Consider the following 17,822-nt stretch of genomic DNA (forward strand, 5'->3'; position numbering starts at 1 on the left):
CACGTTCAACAGAAGCTAGGGTCAGCCGCATGACGCGGAAGAGGATTCTGATCACCGGCGCGAGCGCGGGCCTCGGGGCAGCCATGGCGCGCGACTTCGCGGGAAAGGGCCGCGATCTCGCGCTGTGCGCCCGCAGGCTGGACGCACTCACGGCGCTGCGCGACGAGCTGGTGGCGGCGCACCCGGAAGTCACCGTCGCGGTACGCGCCCTCGACGTGGACGACCACGCCGCGGTGCCGATCGTCTTCGCCGAGCTGCGCGACGAACTCGGCGGCCTGGATCGCGTGATCGTCAACGCCGGTATCGGCAAGGGAGCGCCGATCGGCAGCGGGCGGGCCGACGCGAACCTCGCGACGGCGACGACGAACTTCGTCAGCGCGCTGGCGCAGGCGGAGGCGGCGCTGGAGATCTTCCGCGCGCAGCAGGCCGGCCACCTGGTGCTCGTCGCATCGATGAGCGCGGTGCGTGGGCTTCCCGGCAAGAAGGCGGCCTATTCGGCGAGCAAGGCGGGCCTCGCCGCGCTCGGTGCCGCACTGGCCACCGAATTGGCGCGGTCGCCGATCGCCGTGACCACGTTGTTGCCGGGTTTCATCGCCACCGACATGGCGGCCAAGGCGGGTGACGCGCGGATGGTCGCGCCCCTGGACAAAGGCGTCGCATCGATGGTCTCCGCCATCGAGAAGGAGCAGCGACGAGCGTGTGTGCCCGGGTGGCCCTGGCGGCTGATCGATCTCGCGCTCCCCCACCTGCCCGACGCCCTGGTGGCACGGCTGAGCTGAACCGGCCGCCGCTCACTTGACCAGCGTGAACTGCATGACGTCGATGCGGCCCTCGCGGAATTGCCGCGCGCACCCGGTCAGATACTTCAGGTACCGCTGATAGACCTCTTCGGACGCGAGGGCGATCGCCCGGTCCCGGTGCGCCCGCAACGCCTCGGCCCAGCAGTCGAGGGTGTGCGCGTAGTGCGGCCGCAGCTCCTGGATCTTCTCCGTGCCCAGCCCAGCGCGGCCGGCCAGGCGCGTCACCTCGGCGGGGTGCGGCAGCTGTCCGCCGGGGAAGATCTCCCGCTTGATGAAGATGTGGAACAGCGCGTCTTCCCGCGTCACGGGAATGCCCATGCGCCGCAGGTCTTTCAGCGTGTACGCGACGATCGTGTGCAGTAGCATCCTGCCGTCCGGCGGCAGCATCCGGTGACATCGTTCGAAGAATGTCTCGTAGCGGGAACGCCGGAAGTGCTCGAAGGCGCCGATACTGACGATGCGATCGGCTTCGCCGTCGTATTCCTCCCAGCCCTGCAACCGCACCTGCGCGCCCGCGACGCGCTCGCGTTCGATCTTGTCCGCGACGTACTCGCACTGGTGGCGGCTGAGCGTCAGCCCCACGACCTGCGCGCCGTAGGCGGTGGCGGCACGCAGCATGGTCGAACCCCACCCGCACCCGACGTCCAGCAGGGTCATCCCCGGCCGCAGGTCGAGCTTGCCGAGCGCCAGATCGATCTTCGCGCGCTGCGCTTGCTCGAGCGTCATGTCGGGTCGCTCGAAGTAGGCGCAGCTGTAGGTCATGGTGGGGTCGAGGAACAGCGCGTAGAACTCGTCGGAGAGGTCGTAGTGGGCCTGCACTTGCCGATAGAACGGCTGGAGTCCGGTCATCGCGTTTCTCCTGTTCATCGGGTTCATGAGCTGATACCCACCAGCCGTCGCCGCGTTTCACCGACCACGGACCGATACGGAACCGATGCGCAGGTCTCCATCCGGCAACGGGCAGGCCGATGATTACCCGCGTGGTAATCGACTCCGCGACCGGCGGCGGGCAAGATCACGGCCATGATCGATGAGACCGGCACCAAGCTGTTCCACCAGACCATGCCGTTCACCGAACGCCTCGGCGTCGAGGTGCTCGAACACGGCCCCGAGCTGGTCCGCAGCCGCCTGGCCTGGGACGAATCGCTGTGCACGCTGGGCGGCATGCTGCACGGCGGGGTGCTGATGTCGCTCGCCGACGCCACCGGCGCGGTCTGTGCGTTCCTGAACCTGCCGGAAGGCAAGCAGGGCACCACCACGGTGGAATCGAAGACGAATTTCCTGCGCGCGGTTCGCTCCGGGCATGCCATCGCGTCGGCGACGCCGTTGCATGCCGGACGCTCGTTCATCGTGGTGGAGACGGTGATCCGGGACGACGCGGACAAGCTGGTCGCGAAGGTCACCCAGACCCAAGCGGTGCTCTAGCCGACGGCCACCGCTGCCCGCTCGCCCGCCGCCGCGCGGGCAGCGGGCCACACGCGGGCCAGATCGAGCAGTTGCCGTAGCTCGGCGTCGAAATCCGCCGCGGGCACCGGCAGCCGGGCCGAGATCGATCCGAGCGGCGCCGAACCCTCCTGGCGCGCGACCGCCGCGCACGCCAATTGCTGCGCGTAGTGGATCATCGGACATCCCGACTCGGCCGATGCCCCGTGTGCCGGGGCGTAGCGGCCCAGATGCAGCAGCGCGTCCTGGATCTCCACCGTCATCCGCAACAGCTGGGTCCCCGGGTCGGCCCGCTCGCCCGCAGCCGGCCGCAGCACGATCTCCGGGACCGCGGTGGTGAGATCCCGCCACAGCGGGCGCAATCTGCGGCACGATCGTCCTGCTCGATCGAGTTCCGCCGTGGCCAGCAGCGACCGGATCAGCGGAATGGCGATCACCGTCGCGTCGACCGCCAGACAGATGGTGACCGTCGCTTCGATCCGGATAAGATGCGTACCCCAGCGCTGCCATCCGGTGACCGCCCGCACCGTCGACAGCACCAGGTTCACACCGAAAAGTGTTGCCGCCCAGATCATCAGGGCGCACACCAGCTTCTCCGCCATGCCGATGCCGCCCGCCCGCAGCTCACGCAGGCACATGCGGGCCAGCAGCGAGACGTTCACCAGCAGCGGCAGACCGAAGGCGGTCCACACCACCAATCCCTCGGCGTTCAGGGTCAGGTCGACGAGTCTGCCTTCCTGCCGGGCCGCCGTGCCCGCCAGCAGCATCGCGCCGGTGGCCGCGGCCGCGAGCACGCGGCAGACGCGGTGCCTGCGCCGTACCGCCGCCGGGTCCTCATCGAAGGCCCAGATGCGGACGATCCCTTGCAGGCACATCGACGCCATCACCGTGCAGCCGAGCGAGAGCTGATGGGCGAGGCTCGCGATGCCGGGGGTCATGGTGCAGCGATACAGCAGCAGACTCAGCAAGCCCCAGAAGAACAGCTTGTTCAGCAGTTTGTCGACGATGGTGTCGCGGACCAGCAACCACCGGCCCGCGAGCACAGCGGCGACGAAACCGATGACCGGCCACGCGATGATTCCCGAGATCGATGACGACATCGGCCGGCCTCCCCACCCACGAAACTGTCCCCGCCGAAGCATACCGTTGCCGCGTCTTCACGACCGTGCGGCTGGAGAATCGGCAGCGGCCCCATTTGTCCGCTTTGCGACATTATCGCCGCATCCAGAAGTTTGCCACTTCGGTCACCGGATGCCACAGTCGAGCGCCGCGCAGCGAATGCGGAAACAACGCAGAACATTTGGCCGTTCGCCTGTGGATGTTACGCTGTATCACATAGAGTTTCGGTGACGACACCCACCTCCGACACGCATCTCCCGGCGAGTGCGCCTGCTCTTCGTAGCCCGCGAACGCGGCTCCCCCTCATGCTCTGCCCGCCCGTTCGTGCGGCAAGAACGGAGATTTCTGTGCGCGATGAACCACGATCAGCTTTCCGGACCGAGCGAATCGATGGTGCATCGATCGAAATAGACATCGCCGCCGCGGCACTGCCGAGCCACGGCCGACCATTCCGGCCGCGATTCACCGCCCCGAGACCGGGGGCCGGGGCGCCCGCGCGGCGGTACCGCCTTCCCGAAGACAGCGCACTAGCGGATCTATGCGTCACGGCGTGACCGTGCTGGGGAAACGGAAGCGATGAGCAAGCAAACTGCCGGAACAACTGAACTAGCCGTGCGCCCGGCCGGGACGGACACGATGAACACCGCGCTGCGCGATCGCCTGATCGACGCGACCGTCGAGGTGGTGTCGACCGAGGGTTTGCACGCACTCACCGTCCGCCGCGTGTCGCGCATGTGCGGGGTCTCCACGATGGCGGTGTATTCCAACTTCGGCGGCATGCCCGGGCTGATCCGGGCGGCGGGCTCCGCCGGATTCGCCCAGCTGGCCGAGCGGATGAACGCGGCCGGGGTGAGCGAGGAGCCGATCACCGATCTGCTCGTGCTCGGCCTGGTGTTCCGGGACGAGGCCCAGCGCAGGCCGGAGCTGTTCCAGCTGATGTTCGGCACCGGCACGCGCATCGACATGAAGATCAACCGCGGCAATGTCCTCGTGGCCGGGCACGATTCGGAGTTCGAGCACTACGCGGAGACCTTCGACCACGTGGTCGGCGCGGTACAGCGCGCACAGGACGCCGGACTGATCAACACGCCCGACGTCCGTTCGGCCGCGGCGCAGCTGTGGATGGGACTGTTCGGCTTCGTCCAGTTGGAGATGGCCGGCCACCTGGGCGACGACGGCCTACTCGAAGTACTGGTGCCCGCGATCGTGAATCTTCTCGTCGGTATGGGCGCCGAACTGGAGACCGTCGGCGCCTCGGTCCTACTCGCGGTGGAGCGCTTCGCCGAAAAGTTCGGCGACTGAACCCCGCGTAGCCGGGTACCGGTCAGAACGGCAGCCGGGACCGCAACCGCTGGGCGCGTGCCATCGCGCGCTCGGCGGCGCTCCCGCGCGGCGGCATCAGACCCAGTTGCAGCAGCATCTCGGTCAGGTCCCAGGTGGCCTGGCTGCGCCAGATCAGCCCGGAGCGGAACTGCCACGCGTCGATGACCAGCAGGTCGATTCGCTTGCCGGTCGGGCCGAAACCGGGCGGGTCGATCGGGCCCAGATGGGTGCCGGTCATCCGCCACGGCACCAGGGCGATCCGGTTGTCCGCGGCGAGCGTCGGCGGGAACGGGTTGGTGTAGGCGACATCCGGGAACGAGCGCACCGTGTCGGTGACGAATTTCTCCACACCCGCCCGCCCGTGCGCCGGCGCGTCCAGCGAGGGATCGTGCCAGATCGTGTCCTCGGTGACGCACTTCGCGACCGCCGCACCGTCCCCGCTGTTCCACCCGGCGATGTATTGCTCGGTGAACTCGAGCAGCCACGCCGGGCTCTCGATGGGTTCGGCCTCCGCTTCGATACGGAACTGCCCGGTATTGTACGGATCCACGCCCATCGCCTTTCGCCGGTGCGTATTCGACGAGCCATCGTAGCCACGAATGGAGCACGTGCTCAACACTTCCGGCGATCCGGCGCCGAATTTTGAGGAATAACATCGGAATAACGGTGTAATCCGGCGAGTCCAGCCAGGTCATAACTGTGTAATAACAGCAGAATAATATCGTCATACCCGCTCTGAACTGCATTGACGACGGGTCTGGCATTACCTACCGGGCAATGCTTTTCGATCTGCACCCACATGATTAGTTATTGACCTTCGCGAATCGGGCCTCCTACCATGGGTGGACACTGACCTCCTACCGCGGAACCACTTCACCTCCGGACGACGTCGCGGCCGACCAGGCATACCGGCGTCGCGATTCCGGTTGTCTCCACGCTGATTCGACGACGCCGACGTGAAAACGCCTGCGATTTCGAATACCTGAGCACCAGGGGATTTTGCATGCCCAATGTAGCAATTGTCGGTATCGGCTGCCGTTTTCCGGGCGGCATCGAGGGGCCGGACTCGTTCTGGGATCTCGTCGTGCGCAAGGGCGACGGGATCGTGGAGGTACCGGCGGATCGCTGGAATCTCGCGAAATTCTACGATCCGGACCCGGACGCGCCGGGCCGGATGTACACCAGGCACGGCGGATTCCTGACCCAGTCGCTGTGGGAGTTCGACGCCGAGTTCTTCGGCATCTCCCAGCGGGAGGCGTCGATCATGGATCCGCAGCAGCGGCTCCTGCTCGAAGTCGCCTGGGAGGCACTCGACGACGCGGGGATGGCGGCCCGGGTCGGCGGTCGCGAGGTCGGCGTTTTCGTCGGCGGCTTCATGAACGACAACGCGCTGGTGCGCAGCGGTTCAGTGGCGCGGTCCTCGATCAACAGCCACAGCCCGACCAGCTCCTCGCACACGCTGCTGTCGGCCCGCATCGCGTTCCTGCTGGATCTGCTCGGACCGACCATGACCATCGACACCGCCTGCTCCTCCTCCTTGGTCGCACTGCACCAGGCGATGCTGGCGCTGGAGTCGGGTGAATGCGAGACGGCGATCGTCGGCGGCGCCAACGCGATGCTGCGGCCCGAGGCGTTCATCTCCATGTGCAAAGGCCGGTTCCTCGCGGTCGACGGCCGCTGTAAGTCCTTCGACGCGGCGGCCGATGGCTACGGCCGCGGCGAGGGCGCAGGCGCCGTGGTGCTGAAGCCGCTGGAGGCGGCGGTGCGCGATCGCGACCGGATCTACGCGGTGGTGCGCGGCAGCGGCGTCAACCAGGACGGCCGCACACTGGCGATCCCGGTGCCCAACCCGGCCGCGCAGGAGGCCTTGGCCCGGCGGGTGCGCCGGCTGGCGGGCGTCGACGCCCACGACATCCGCTATGTGGAGGCGCACGGCACCGGCACACCGGTCGGCGACCCGCTCGAATTGGCCGCCTTGGGCGCGGTGTACGGCGCGGTCGACGGCCGCGACGAACCGTTGCCGGTCGGTTCGGTGAAGAACAACATCGGGCACACCGAGGCCGCCGCGGGCGTCGCGGGCGTCATCAAGGCCGCGCTGACGCTGCATCACGGCGTCATCGCTCCGCAACTGCGGCTGGACAACCCGAACCCCGAGATCGCGTTCGACGAACTGCGGGTACGCATTCCGCTGGAGACCGAGCCGCTGCCGAACGACGACGGCCGGGCCGCGGTGGCGGTCAACAGCTTCGGCTACGGCGGCACCAACGCCCATGCGATCCTCACCCGCGCGCCCCAAGCGCCCGCGCCCGCCGAGCGGTCCGCGCGCGGGCCGATCACCGTGCTGCCGCTGTCGGCCCGCAACGAGACCGCGCTGCGCACGATGGCCACCCAGCTGCACGAGCTGACCGAGACCGCCCCCGTCGACGCGGTGACCGAGGCGGCGTGGGTGCAGCGCGCGCACCACCCGCTGCGCGCCGCGTTCGCCTACCGCGACACCGACGATCTGCGTTCCCAGCTGGCCGATTTCGCCGTGGGCGCGGGCAAGCCCCCCGCCCGCGCGCTGACCGACGGATCCACTCAGCCGGTGTTCGTGTTCAGCGGCATGGGCCCGCAGTGGTGGGGTATGGCCCGTGGCCTGCTCGAGGCCGACGGGCATTTCGCCGCCGCGGCGCGGGCGATCGACGAGATCTTCCGCGAGATCGCGGGATGGTCGATCGTCGAAGAACTCCTGCGCCCGGAAGCGGAGTCGCGGATCACCGGGACCGCGTACGCGCAACCGGCGAACTTCCTGGTCCAGGCCGCGCTGGTGGCCGAACTCGCCGAACTCGGCATCCACCCCGCCGCGGTGGTCGGCCACAGCGTCGGCGAAGTCGCCTCGGCCTACGCGTCCGGCTCGCTTTCGCTGCGCGACGCGCTGCTGGTGAGCTATCACCGCGCCCGGTTGCAGGCCACCACCGCGGGCACCGGCGGCATGCTGGCCGTCGGCCTGTCCGACGAGCAACTGCACGAGCGCCTCGCGGGCGTGCCGGGCGTCTGCGTCGCGGCGATCAACAGCCACTCCGCGGTGACGCTGTCCGGTGACCCGGCCGAATTGGACCGTATCCGAGCCGAACTCACCGAAGAGGGCGTCTTCGCCAAGGCGCTGCGCGTCGAGGTGCCCTACCACAGCCATCTGATGGACCCCATTCTCGGCGACCTCACCACCGTGCTGGCGGGCCTCGCGCCGCGACCCGCACAGGTGCCGATCTGGTCCACGGTCACCGGCGGTGAACTGTCCGGGCCCGAGTGGGACGCCGAGTACTGGTGCCGCAACGTGCGCGAGCCCGTGCGGTTCGGCGCGGCCGTGGACAGCCTGCTCGACGCGGGCCACCGGGTCTTCCTGGAGGTGGGGCCGCATCCGGTGCTCAGCGGCAATATCAAGGAGACGTTCGTGCGCCGCGGTCTCGACGGCGCGGCGATCAGCACCCTCTCGCGCGACGCCGACGACCACGACAACCTGCTGCGCGCGGTGGGCGAGCTGTACCAGGTGGGCGGGCTGGACACCACGCACGCGCCCGGTGCGGCGGTAGCGCCCGCCGCGCACGTGGGCCTGCCCCGCTATCCGTGGCAGCGCCGCACGCTGTGGACCGAGGACCCGGCGATCGAGGCGGACCGCCTCGGCGCCGTCGACGGCTACGTCATGCTCGGCCGGCGCACCGCGGCGTCCGCTCCGGAGTGGGAGGCCGAGCTGTCGGTGGCCGCGTTGCCGTGGCTGCCCGATCACGTCGTGGACGGCTCGGTCGTGCTGCCCGGCGCGGCCTATCTGGACGCCGCGCTCAGCGCCGTCGCGGTGCGGACCGGTCGCGCATCCTTCGGGCTGGAGTCGGTCCAGTTCGTCGCGCCCTTGGTGATCGGGCAGCACGACGTGCCGGTATTGCGTCTCACCGTCGAGGAGACCACCCACCGGTTCACCCTGCGCTCGCGCGCCGCCACCGCGACCACCTGGACGGTCAACGCGCACGGCAGGCTGATCGAAGCGGACGTCGACGCGCGCGGCATCGATCTCACGCCGGCGGCGGACGCGGTGGAGGTGAGCGCGGCGACGCTCTACGACGGCCTCGCCGCGCACGGCCTGGCCTACGGGCCGAGCTTCCGGCTGATCACCGACGCCCGCGTCGGCGCCGACTCCGTGCTGGCCCGGCTCGATCTCACGCCGCTGGCCGGTAGCGCGCCGAGCCTGCCGCACCTGGCCCATCCCGCCGCGGTCGACGCCGCGCTGCAGTGCTTCGCCGCCCTGTACGCCCAGACCGCGCGCGGCGCGAGCGTGGTGGTGCCGTCCTCGGTCGCCGGCGTCCGCTGGACCGGGCCGCTGCCCGAGCAGGCCGTGGTGCTGGTCCGCCGGGTGGACGGTGACCCGCTGTGCGCCGATATCACCGTCGCCGCACCGGAAGGCGCTGTCGCCCTGGCGCTTTCCGGGGTGCGGTTCGCCAGCCTCGCGGCCGAGCCGGATCTGCACGAGCAGCTCGACGGCCTGTTCTACGAGCCGGTGTGGTCCATCGTCGACGACACCGCGACCGCCGACGAATCCGCGGGCGGCGAGGAGTTCCTGCTCGTGGTCAGTCTCGGCAGCACCGTCTCCCAGCGCGCGAAGGAAATCGCCAGCGCCCGGTCCTCTTCGGAGATCCTCACGCTGGAACCGGAGGAGGCCGGCGCCTCGGATCGCGTCCTGGCCGCCCTGCGCGCCGCTCACGAGCGGCCCGGCGTGACGCGCGGCAGGCTCGTCGTGGTGTCCGGCGCCGAGCTGGACGCGGTGCCCAACGCCTACGGGCTCGCCCTCGTCGCGAAGGCGGTCGGCGAACTGGTGGTCGGCGAGGAGGACGACGCCACGGCGGCCGACGTGCGCGCGGTGGTGGTCACCGAACAAGCGTTCTGCCTGCCGATCGACACATTCGCGCATCCCGCGCAGGCCGCGCTCACCGGCGCCCGGCGCACACTGCGCAACGAGCAACCCGCGGTGCACTGGCGGTTGGTCGACACCGAACCGGCCACGCGCGCCGCGGACATCGTCGAGCAGGTGCTCGGCGACGGACGCGCCGACGAGGTCGCGTTGCGCGCCGGCGCGTGCTGGGCGCTGCACCTGCGCAAATCCCTGCGCGAGCACTTGGCGGTCTGGGACGAGGCCGCGCCGCTGACCGACCCGGAAAGCTCGTTCCGCTTGGAGATTTCGCGCTCGCGGCTGCTGTCGGATCTGGCGTGGCGCGCGGTCGACCGGGTGGCGCCGGGCCCCGGCGAGGTCGAGATCCGGATGGACGCGGTGGGTCTCAACTACAAGGACGCGCTCAAGGCGCTCGGGGTGCTCACCGAAAAGGAGCTGGCCGGAACCTACTTCGGCACCGAACTGGGCATGGACGGGTTCGGCGTGGTCGAGCGGGTCGGCCCGGGGGTGACCGAGGTCGCCGTCGGTGACCAGATGTCGGTGTGCGCGAGGGACCTGGTCCGGCGGCACGTCACCCTCCGGCCGGACGAGGGCGCCACGATGCCCCTCGACTACCCGGACACGGTGCTCGACCCGTGCCACTCCAGCTCGGTGCTGCCCTTCCTCACCGCCGAATTCGCCTTCGGCGACCTCGCGCACCTGCGACCGGGTGAGACGGTGCTGGTCCACGGCGCGGCGGGCGGCATGGGCATGGCCGCGGTCCAGGTGGCGGTGCGCCTCGGCGCGCGGGTGATCGCGACGGCGGGCTCGGACGAGCGCCGCGCGGTGGCCACGGCGGCGGGTGCGCACGAGGTGGTCAACTCGCGGTCGATCAGCTTCGTCGACGACGTGCTCGCGCTGACCGGCGGACGCGGCGTCGACGTGGTCTACAACTCCTCCCCCGGTGAGATCCTCCAGCAGAACCTGCGGGTGGCCGCCGAGTTCGGCCGGGTCGTCGAGATCGGCAAGGCCGACATCTACGGCGGCGGCGCGATCGACCTGCGCCCGTTCGACCGGAACCTGTCGTTCTTCGCCGTGGACATGGACCGCGCCCTGGCCGTGCGGCCCGAGTTGGTCCGCCGCGCGGCACGCCGGGCGATGGACGCCCTGAACGACGGCACCTACGACTACCTGCCCTACACCGCGTTCCCGCTCGCGTCGACCGCCGAGGCGTTCGAAACCGTGGTGCGGTCCAAGCAGATCGGCCGGGTCGTGCTCGATCTGCGCGAACCGGAACCGACCGTGCTGGCCAAACGACCGAGTCTGCCGATCGACGCGCAGGCCAGCTACCTGGTCACCGGCGGTTTCGGCGCGTTCGGCCTTGCCACCGCGCGCTGGCTGGTCCGCAACGGCGCGCGCCGTCTGGTGCTGGCCGGGCGCAGCGGTGCCACCACGGACGCGGCCCGCGCCGCGATCGCCGAATTCGGCGCCGCCGGTGCGGAAGTCGTCGAGGAACGCCTCGACATGTCCGACTACGACGCCGTCGCGGCGCTGGTCGAGCGCATCCAGGCGAGCGGGCGTCCGCTGCGCGGGGTGTTCCACGCGGCCGGTGTGGTGAACAACCTCGAGGTCCCGCAGATCACCGCAGAGTCGCTGGCGGAGATCTTCGGGCCCAAGGTCGCGGGCGCGGTCAACCTGGACACCGCCGTCACCGCCGCCGACATCGAACTCGACATGTTCGTGCTGTTCTCCTCGGCGAGCAGCATCGTCGGCATCTCGCCCCAATTCGGTTACGCGGCGGCCAATTCCGTGCTCGACATGATCGCCGCCGCCCGCCGCGCCCGTGGCGCCGCCGCGCTGGCGGTGAACTGGGGCTTCATGAGCGGTGGCGGCGGCATGGCCGACTACGAGGCGGTCAGCCGGTATGCGGAGATGACCGGCTACCGCTCGGTGGACATGGACGTGGCCACCGATCTGCTCGGCGAGTGCCTGCGGCTGGACCTGCCGCAGATCGTGCTGTTCGACGTGGACTGGAGCCAGTGGGCACTGGCCCATCGCCCGTCCACCCGCACGCCGCGTTTCGCCGACCAGGTCGCGGCCGCGGGCGGCGGCGCGTCGGGGGCGGGTGCGCTGCGGGCGGAAATCCTCCAGCTGGGTCTGGAGCAGCGCGGCGAGGTGGTGGCCTACCTGCTCGCCGAACAGCTCGCCGCGGTGCTGGGCGTCGACGCCGACACGGTGGACCTCAATACCCCGCTGCCCGAACTCGGCATGGACTCGCTGATGGGCATGGAGTTCGGTGCCCGCGTGGTGCAGGTGCTCGGCACCCAGCTGTCGGTGCTCGCCGTGATCGGACTGACGTTGCGCGGGCTCGGCGCGCGGATTGCCGAGCAGATTGCCCAAGAAGAAGAGCGCGCGGCGAGGAGCGAGGACGAATGACCGACAACAACCCGAGGGAGCTGGCCCGGGCATTGCTGGCCAGGCACGCGAGCGGCGAGACCGGCGCCGCCGCGGCCGACGGCGCGCGGACCACGAACGGATCCGCCACCGCGACCACCGCCAACGGCCACAGCGCACCGCGCGGGGTCGCCCACACGTCCTTCCGTGACCACCCCGGTGTGCTCGAGGCCGGGCAGCGGTTCGGGCGGTTCGACGCCTGGGTCGAACAGGTCGGTCTGGTCAACCCGTACTACTTGCCGCACGAGGGCGTCAGCGGTGCGGTGACCAGGATGGCCGACCGGGATGTGGTGAACTTCAGCAGCTTCGGCTACCTGGACCTGGCCGCCGACCCGGGGGTGCGGCAGGCCGCCAAGGACGCGATCGATCAGTACGGCACCTCCGCCGCCGCGGTCCGGATCGTGGCGGGCGAGCTGCCGATCTATCGTTCGCTGGAAGCCGAGATCGCCCGTGTCTACGACACCGAGGCAGCCCTGGTGACCGCCAGCGGCTACCTCACCAATGCCGCCGCGGTCGGATTCCTGCTCGGCAAGCGCGATCTCGCGGTCTGCGACGCGCTGATCCACCACAGCGTGGTCTCCGGCACGGAGTGGTCGCGCTGCAAGCGGGTTTCGTTCCGGCACAACGATCCCGAGTCGCTCGAGACGATCCTCAAGATGTCCCGGCGCAGCTTCGACCGGGCCATGGTGATCATCGAGGGTCTCTACAGCATGGACGGCGACGTGGTCCGGCTGCCCGAGATCATCGAGGTGGCCCGGCGCTACGACTGCTCGATCATGATCGACGAAGCGCACTCGTTCGGCACGCTCGGCGCCACCGGGCACGGCGTGCGCGAGTTGTTCGACCTGCCCGGCGACGCCGTGGACGTCTGGATGGGCACCCTGTCCAAGGCGCTCGGCAGCGTCGGCGGTTACCTCGCGGGCAACCGGGAACTGGTCGACGGATTCAAGTACGTCGCGGGTGGATTGAGCATGTACACCGCCGCGCCCGCCCCCTCGGCCATCGGCGCCGCGCTGGCCGGGCTCGAGGTACTGCGCGACGAGCCGGAACGGGTGGCGCGGCTGCGGCACAACAGCGAGTACTTCCACCGCCGCGCAAAGGAATACGGGTTCGACATCGGCATGTCGGAGGATTCCCCGATCATCCCCGTGATGACCGGCGCCGACGAACCGGCCGTGCTGGCGGCACTCGCCATGCTGCAACGCGGCTTCAGCGTGAACGCCATCACCCACCCGGTCGTCCCGGCCGGGGAGGCAAGGCTGCGGTTCTTCGTCAACTGCAGGCACACCGAGCAGCACATGGACCAAGCGCTGGCCACGCTGCGCGAGGTGCTCGACGGACTCGCGGACACCGCGGGACAGCAATTCACTCTCGCCCATGAGGAGCAGCACTCGTGAAAATTCCCATCAACCGATCCCTCCTCCGAAAAGCGGTGGTCCCCGGGGTGGCCCTGCTGCTCATGGGCTCGCTGTTCATTCCCGCGCGGTCGGCGCTGCTGCCCACCTACGACGAGGCGGGCGGCCCGATCGCGAGCAAGTTCGACTTCACCGCCATGCCGATCGCGCTGCCCAAGGGCCTGCCGACCGACCGCAAGATCCGCGAGCTGCGGGAGCCGTACAAGCACCTGTCGGCCTGGATCTCCTCGGTCGGCGCGGCGATCGCGATGAACGACTTCGACGGCAACCGGCTGGCCGACGACCTGTGCGTGGTCGATCCCCGTTCGGACACGGCCTTCCTCACCCCGACGCCGGACAGCAACACCGGCCGGTACGAACCGTTCGTCCTCGACCCCGCACCGCTGCCCGCCGACTCCTCCACCGTCCCGTCGGGCTGTATCCCGGGCGACTTCAACGGTGACGGCCGGATGGACGCGCTGGTGTCGTACTACGGCCGCACGCCGATCCTGTACCTGCAACGCGCCAACGCGACCCGGCTGGACGCCAAGGCATTCCGCCCGATCGACATCGTCGCATCCCCGAACACCCCGGACGGGCACTACGAGGGCGAGCGCTGGATCACCGCGGCGGTGTCGGTCTCCGACTTCGACGGTGACGGCAAGCCGGACATCTACCTGGGCCAGTACTTCAACGACATGGACGTGCTCTCCAAGGAGGGCCAGCTCGCGCTGTGGATGACCGACTCGCTGTCCAACGCGCGCAACGGCGGCAAGGATCGAATCTTCACGCTGACCTCCGCCGCGTCGGGCAACGAACCGACCGCCGACTACCGCGAGGTGGCCAACCCGTTCCCGATCGGCATGGACACCGGATGGGCGCTGGCCGCCGCCGCCTCCGACCTGAACGGCGATCAGCTGCCGGAGCTGTACGTGGCCAACGACTTCGGGCGCGACCGCCTGTTCGTCAACCAGTCGACACCGGGCCGGATCCGCTTCGGTTTCGCCGAGGGCGAGCGCGGCATCACCGAGCCGAAGTCGTATGTGATGGGTCATGATTCGGACAAGGGCATGGCCGCGGACTTCGGCGACCTGAACGGCGACGGCATGCCGGACCTGTTCGTCAGCAACATCGCCGTGCGCTTCGCGCTGATGGAGGGCCACTTCGCCTTCTACAACACCGCAAAGGACACCGCCGACGCGGCGCGTCAGCTCGCCGAGGGCGTCGCCCCGTTCAAGAATCGCGCCACCGACGTCGGACTGGCCTGGGAGACCTGGGGCTGGGACGCCAAGATCGACGACTTCGACAACGACGGTCGCAACGAGGTGGTCCAGGCCACCGGCATGATCAAGGGCGACACCAACCGGTGGCCGCAGATCCAGGAACTCGGCACCATGAACGACAACCTGACCAAGTACCCGTGGTCCTGGCCGATCATCGGCGCGGACGCCGATCTGGCGGGCAGCAATCCGGTCGGCTTCTTCAGCCGCGGCGACGACGGCAAATTCGCCAACCTGACCCATGCCCTCGGCATGGACACCCCCGTCCCCTCCCGCGGCATCGCCGTGGGCGACACCTCGGGCAACGGCGCACTGAGCTTCGCCGTCGCGCGCCAATGGGGTGATCCGACGTTCTACCACAACAACAAGGCGGCCAACGGCCGGTTCCTCGGCCTGAAGCTGTTCAAGCAGGCCTGGGACGCCACCGCGACCACGAACACCATCGCCGGTCTTCCCACGCAGGGCGTTCCCGCGGTGGACGCCCAGGTCGAGGTCCGCACGGCGGACGGCCGGTTGCTCACCAGCCACCTCGACGGCGGCAGCGGGCACACCGGCAAGCGGGCCACCGAGGTGCACATCGGCCTCGGCGACGTCGACCCCGCCGCCCCGCTGAACGTCGTGCTCCGCTGGCGGGAGACCAACGGCACCCCGCACGACCAAACCCTCCAGCTCGCGCCGGGCTGGCACACCGTGAACCTCGCCTCGGACGCGCAGGAGGTCAAGCAGCGATGAGCGACAACGACAAGAAGGATCCGGGCGAGGCGAAAGCCGCGTCGAACGGTCATCACGAAACCCCGGCGGCCGACGGCAACGGCAGCGCCGCCCACGGCGGTCCCGAGGGCAACGGCGTGGCCACGGAGAACAATCCGGCCGCCGCGGCGGGTCACGGCAACGGGACCAGCGTCACGGCAGCCGAGCGCATCTCGGCCGTGCAGCGCTCGGGCACCGAGTTCGCCAAGGAATGGGTGGAGAAGCCCGCGGCGACCAAAGACCCCCGCTACCTGGCACTGCGCAACTTCGCCATCTCGATCACGATCTTCAACCTGATCGGATTCCCGCTGCTCGGCTTCGAGCAACCGTTCCTCTGGCCGTTCGTCGCGCTGGCCACCGCGTACTCCACCGAGATCGGGCTGGAAGTCCTCGCGGCATGGGCGTACAAGCGGCCGCCCGCCTTCCGGGGCCGTGGGCCGCGTGGGCTGTTCGAGTTCCTGCTGCCCGCGCACATCACCGGTCTGGCGTTCAACTTCCTGACCTTCGCGCACGACAAGCTGTGGCCGGTGGTCTTCGGCATCGTCGTCGCGGTCGGTACCAAGTGGGTGTTGCGCGCCAAGATCAACGGCAAGATGCGCCACTTCATGAACCCGTCGAACTTCGGTGTCGTGGTGTGCTTCCTGGTGTTCCCGATGATCGCGGTGGCGCCGCCGTACCACTTCACCGAATACATCACCGGCCCGGCGGACGCGCTCATCGTGCTCGGCCTGCTGATGACCGGCACCATGCTCAACGCCAAGCTGACGCTGAAGATGCCGCTGATCATGGCGTGGGTGGGCGCGTTCGCGTTGCAGGCCGTCGTGCGCGGGCTCATCGAACCGAACATCTCGATCCTGGGCGGTCTGAGCGTGATGACCGGCCTGGCGTTCGTGCTGTTCACCAATTACATGGTCACCGACCCGGGTACCACGCCGTCGGGCAAGAAGCAGCAGATCGTGTTCGGCGCCTCGGTCGGCATCATGTACGGCGTGGTCACGGCGCTGCACATCTCCTACGGCCTGTTCATCGCGCTGGTCGTCGTCTGCGGCGCTCGCGGCGTCTACTGGTGGGTGCGCGGCTTCGCCGAGTGGTGGGGCGGGCGCGACGCGACGCCGGCCGTGGAGCAGCCCGTGGTGGCCGACGACCTGGATGCCGACATCACACGCGAACCCGAGCCCGCGAAGGAGGCGGCCCGCTCCTGACCGGCAGCGCCGAGCCGCGCCGCGTGCTCGGCGCTTTCACCATCGGTGTCACCGTGGTCACCACGGCCGCACGGCATGACCGCCGACGCGTTCACGTCCGTCTCGCCGAATCCCCCGCCGATCCTGGCGCGCGTCGCCCACACGGCGCTCCCGGACCGGGCCCAAGACTCCTCCCCGACGATCGGAGAACCCCCATGCCCTCGCCGTTGGGTCCGCTGCGCGCGGCCCTCTTCGTCCCCAGTCCGGCCAGTGTCCGCACGGTGCTCAGCGGATTCGAGCAGCCCGACCAGCACACCGCGCTGGAACTCGAGCAGGTGACCATGCACCTGGTCGGCGGCATCGACTCCGCGGTCCGCAGCTCGGACAACGACGAACTGATCGCCGCGCTGCTCCAGGTGCCGCCGAAGTACCGCGGGTTCGCCTACGAAGGCGCGGCGGTCGGCCTGACCGCGATCGACTCGCTGTCGCCCGGCCGGCGCGCGGCCGATCTGATCGACGGCCCGGCCGGTGACTACGCCCTCACCATGTACGTGGGTGTCGGCCTCGCGATGGCGAAGATCCCGAAACTCCGCTGGAAGAAGCTGTTTCCGCAGCACCCGCTGTTCCGCTGGCTGGCCATCGACGGGTACGGCTTCTACAAGGCGTTCTTTCGGATGCAGCGCTATGTGCGGGACAAGCACGTCGAGACCCGCTACCCCGGCTGGCTCGGTGACCGGGACAACTTGAAGCGCATCGCCGATCAGGGCATGGGCCGCGCGCTGTGGTTCATCGGCGGCGGCAATCCGGCCGGTGTCGTGCGCCTGATCGGCGAGTTCGACCCGAAGCGGCACGCCGATCTGTGGAGCGGCGTCGGCATCGCCGTCACGTTCGCGGGCGGTGTGGAACCGGCTGCCATGGAGGAACTCTGGGATGTGGCCGGTGAGTTCCGGCCGCAGCTGTCGCTGGGCTCGGCCATGGTCGCGCGCATCCGGCAGCAGACCAACAGCGTCAACGAGCACAGCGAGGCGGCGGCGCAGGTCTTCTGCGGCACCAGCGTCGCGAAGACCGACGCGCTGATCGAGAGTTCGCTCGACGACCTCCCCGACGACGGCACCTCCGGCACCTATCTGCTGTGGCGGGATCGGATCGCCGATATCGTCACCGCGAGCCGAGCCTGAGGGTCA

The 17,822-nt window shown here is 69.4% G+C and carries 11 protein-coding genes; 8 read left to right on the forward strand and 3 right to left on the reverse strand.

All coding sequences use genetic code 11. From position 1 onward, the window contains the following. The first annotated feature begins 29 nt into the window (after positions 1-29). On the forward strand, positions 30-779 hold the full coding sequence (locus ON29_RS21065) for an SDR family oxidoreductase (RefSeq protein ID WP_040868753.1): 750 nt from the start codon (positions 30-32) through the stop codon (positions 777-779). A gap of 12 nt (positions 780-791) precedes the next feature. Here the strand turns inward: ON29_RS21065 and ON29_RS21070 are convergent, their stop codons facing one another. Beyond that, positions 792-1,649 (reverse strand): cyclopropane mycolic acid synthase family methyltransferase, encoded by an 858-nt coding sequence (locus ON29_RS21070; RefSeq protein WP_085994924.1) that lies wholly within the window; start codon positions 1,647-1,649, stop codon positions 792-794. A gap of 174 nt (positions 1,650-1,823) precedes the next feature. Here ON29_RS21070 and ON29_RS21075 point away from each other — a divergent pair, with 174 nt between their 5' ends. Then, positions 1,824-2,225: a PaaI family thioesterase gene (locus ON29_RS21075; RefSeq protein ID WP_040868757.1), complete on the forward strand. Its 402-nt coding sequence runs from the start codon at positions 1,824-1,826 to the stop codon at positions 2,223-2,225. Here ON29_RS21075 and ON29_RS21080 read toward each other — a convergent pair. Further along, the gene (locus tag ON29_RS21080; protein WP_040868759.1) at positions 2,222-3,343 is read right to left on the reverse strand and encodes an MAB_1171c family putative transporter; all 1,122 of its coding nucleotides are present in this window, start codon (positions 3,341-3,343) and stop codon (positions 2,222-2,224) included. The two genes, ON29_RS21075 and ON29_RS21080, sit on opposite strands and share 4 nt — an antisense overlap. A gap of 595 nt (positions 3,344-3,938) precedes the next feature. Here ON29_RS21080 and ON29_RS21085 point away from each other — a divergent pair. Then, the gene (locus tag ON29_RS21085) at positions 3,939-4,664 is read left to right on the forward strand and encodes a TetR/AcrR family transcriptional regulator (protein ID WP_083863931.1); all 726 of its coding nucleotides are present in this window, start codon (positions 3,939-3,941) and stop codon (positions 4,662-4,664) included. A gap of 22 nt (positions 4,665-4,686) precedes the next feature. On the opposite strand, the gene ON29_RS33955 is transcribed toward ON29_RS21085, so the two are convergent. After that, complete coding sequence (locus tag ON29_RS33955; RefSeq protein ID WP_157172847.1) at positions 4,687-5,235, reverse strand: ester cyclase; 549 nt, start codon at positions 5,233-5,235, stop codon at positions 4,687-4,689. A 453-nt stretch (positions 5,236-5,688) separates the two neighbouring features. Here ON29_RS33955 and ON29_RS21095 point away from each other — a divergent pair, with 453 nt between their 5' ends. The 5 genes from ON29_RS21095 to ON29_RS21115 all read left to right on the forward strand — a co-directional run bounded on the left by ON29_RS21095 (position 5,689) and on the right by ON29_RS21115 (position 17,816). Next, positions 5,689-12,015, forward strand: a complete 6,327-nt coding sequence (locus ON29_RS21095) for a type I polyketide synthase (RefSeq protein WP_040868762.1) — start codon at positions 5,689-5,691, stop codon at positions 12,013-12,015. Beyond that, entirely contained in the window at positions 12,012-13,430 is a 1,419-nt protein-coding gene (locus tag ON29_RS21100) for an aminotransferase class I/II-fold pyridoxal phosphate-dependent enzyme (RefSeq protein ID WP_040868764.1), read from the forward strand. Before ON29_RS21095 ends, ON29_RS21100 begins: the two co-directional genes overlap by 4 nt. Further along, positions 13,427-15,439: a CRTAC1 family protein gene (locus tag ON29_RS21105; RefSeq protein WP_217999247.1), complete on the forward strand. Its 2,013-nt coding sequence runs from the start codon at positions 13,427-13,429 to the stop codon at positions 15,437-15,439. The genes ON29_RS21100 and ON29_RS21105 overlap by 4 nt, the downstream gene beginning before the upstream one ends. After that, positions 15,436-16,659 (forward strand): RnfABCDGE type electron transport complex subunit D, encoded by a 1,224-nt coding sequence (locus ON29_RS21110; protein WP_174371849.1) that lies wholly within the window; start codon positions 15,436-15,438, stop codon positions 16,657-16,659. Before ON29_RS21105 ends, ON29_RS21110 begins: the two co-directional genes overlap by 4 nt. A 194-nt stretch (positions 16,660-16,853) precedes the next feature. Beyond that, entirely contained in the window at positions 16,854-17,816 is a 963-nt protein-coding gene (locus ON29_RS21115) for a DUF1702 family protein (RefSeq protein ID WP_051175431.1), read from the forward strand. Positions 17,817-17,822 lie beyond the last annotated feature (6 nt).

This window comes from Nocardia exalbida NBRC 100660 (assembly GCF_000308575.1).
Classification (GTDB): Bacteria; Actinomycetota; Actinomycetes; order Mycobacteriales; family Mycobacteriaceae; genus Nocardia; species Nocardia exalbida.

Excerpts from the sequence above, each read along its gene's own strand:
- ON29_RS21065 (WP_040868753.1), top strand. The coding sequence starts at position 30 with ATGACGCGGAAGAGGATTCTGATCACCGGCGCGAGCGCGGGCCTCGGG.
- ON29_RS21070 (WP_085994924.1), bottom strand. The coding sequence starts at position 1,649 with ATGACCGGACTCCAGCCGTTCTATCGGCAAGTGCAGGCCCACTACGAC.
- ON29_RS21075 (WP_040868757.1), top strand. The coding sequence starts at position 1,824 with ATGATCGATGAGACCGGCACCAAGCTGTTCCACCAGACCATGCCGTTC.
- ON29_RS21080 (WP_040868759.1), bottom strand. The coding sequence starts at position 3,343 with ATGTCGTCATCGATCTCGGGAATCATCGCGTGGCCGGTCATCGGTTTC.
- ON29_RS21085 (WP_083863931.1), top strand. The coding sequence starts at position 3,939 with ATGAGCAAGCAAACTGCCGGAACAACTGAACTAGCCGTGCGCCCGGCC.
- ON29_RS21095 (WP_040868762.1), top strand. The coding sequence starts at position 5,689 with ATGCCCAATGTAGCAATTGTCGGTATCGGCTGCCGTTTTCCGGGCGGC.
- ON29_RS21100 (WP_040868764.1), top strand. The coding sequence starts at position 12,012 with ATGACCGACAACAACCCGAGGGAGCTGGCCCGGGCATTGCTGGCCAGG.
- ON29_RS21110 (WP_174371849.1), top strand. The coding sequence starts at position 15,436 with ATGAGCGACAACGACAAGAAGGATCCGGGCGAGGCGAAAGCCGCGTCG.
- ON29_RS21115 (WP_051175431.1), top strand. The coding sequence starts at position 16,854 with ATGCCCTCGCCGTTGGGTCCGCTGCGCGCGGCCCTCTTCGTCCCCAGT.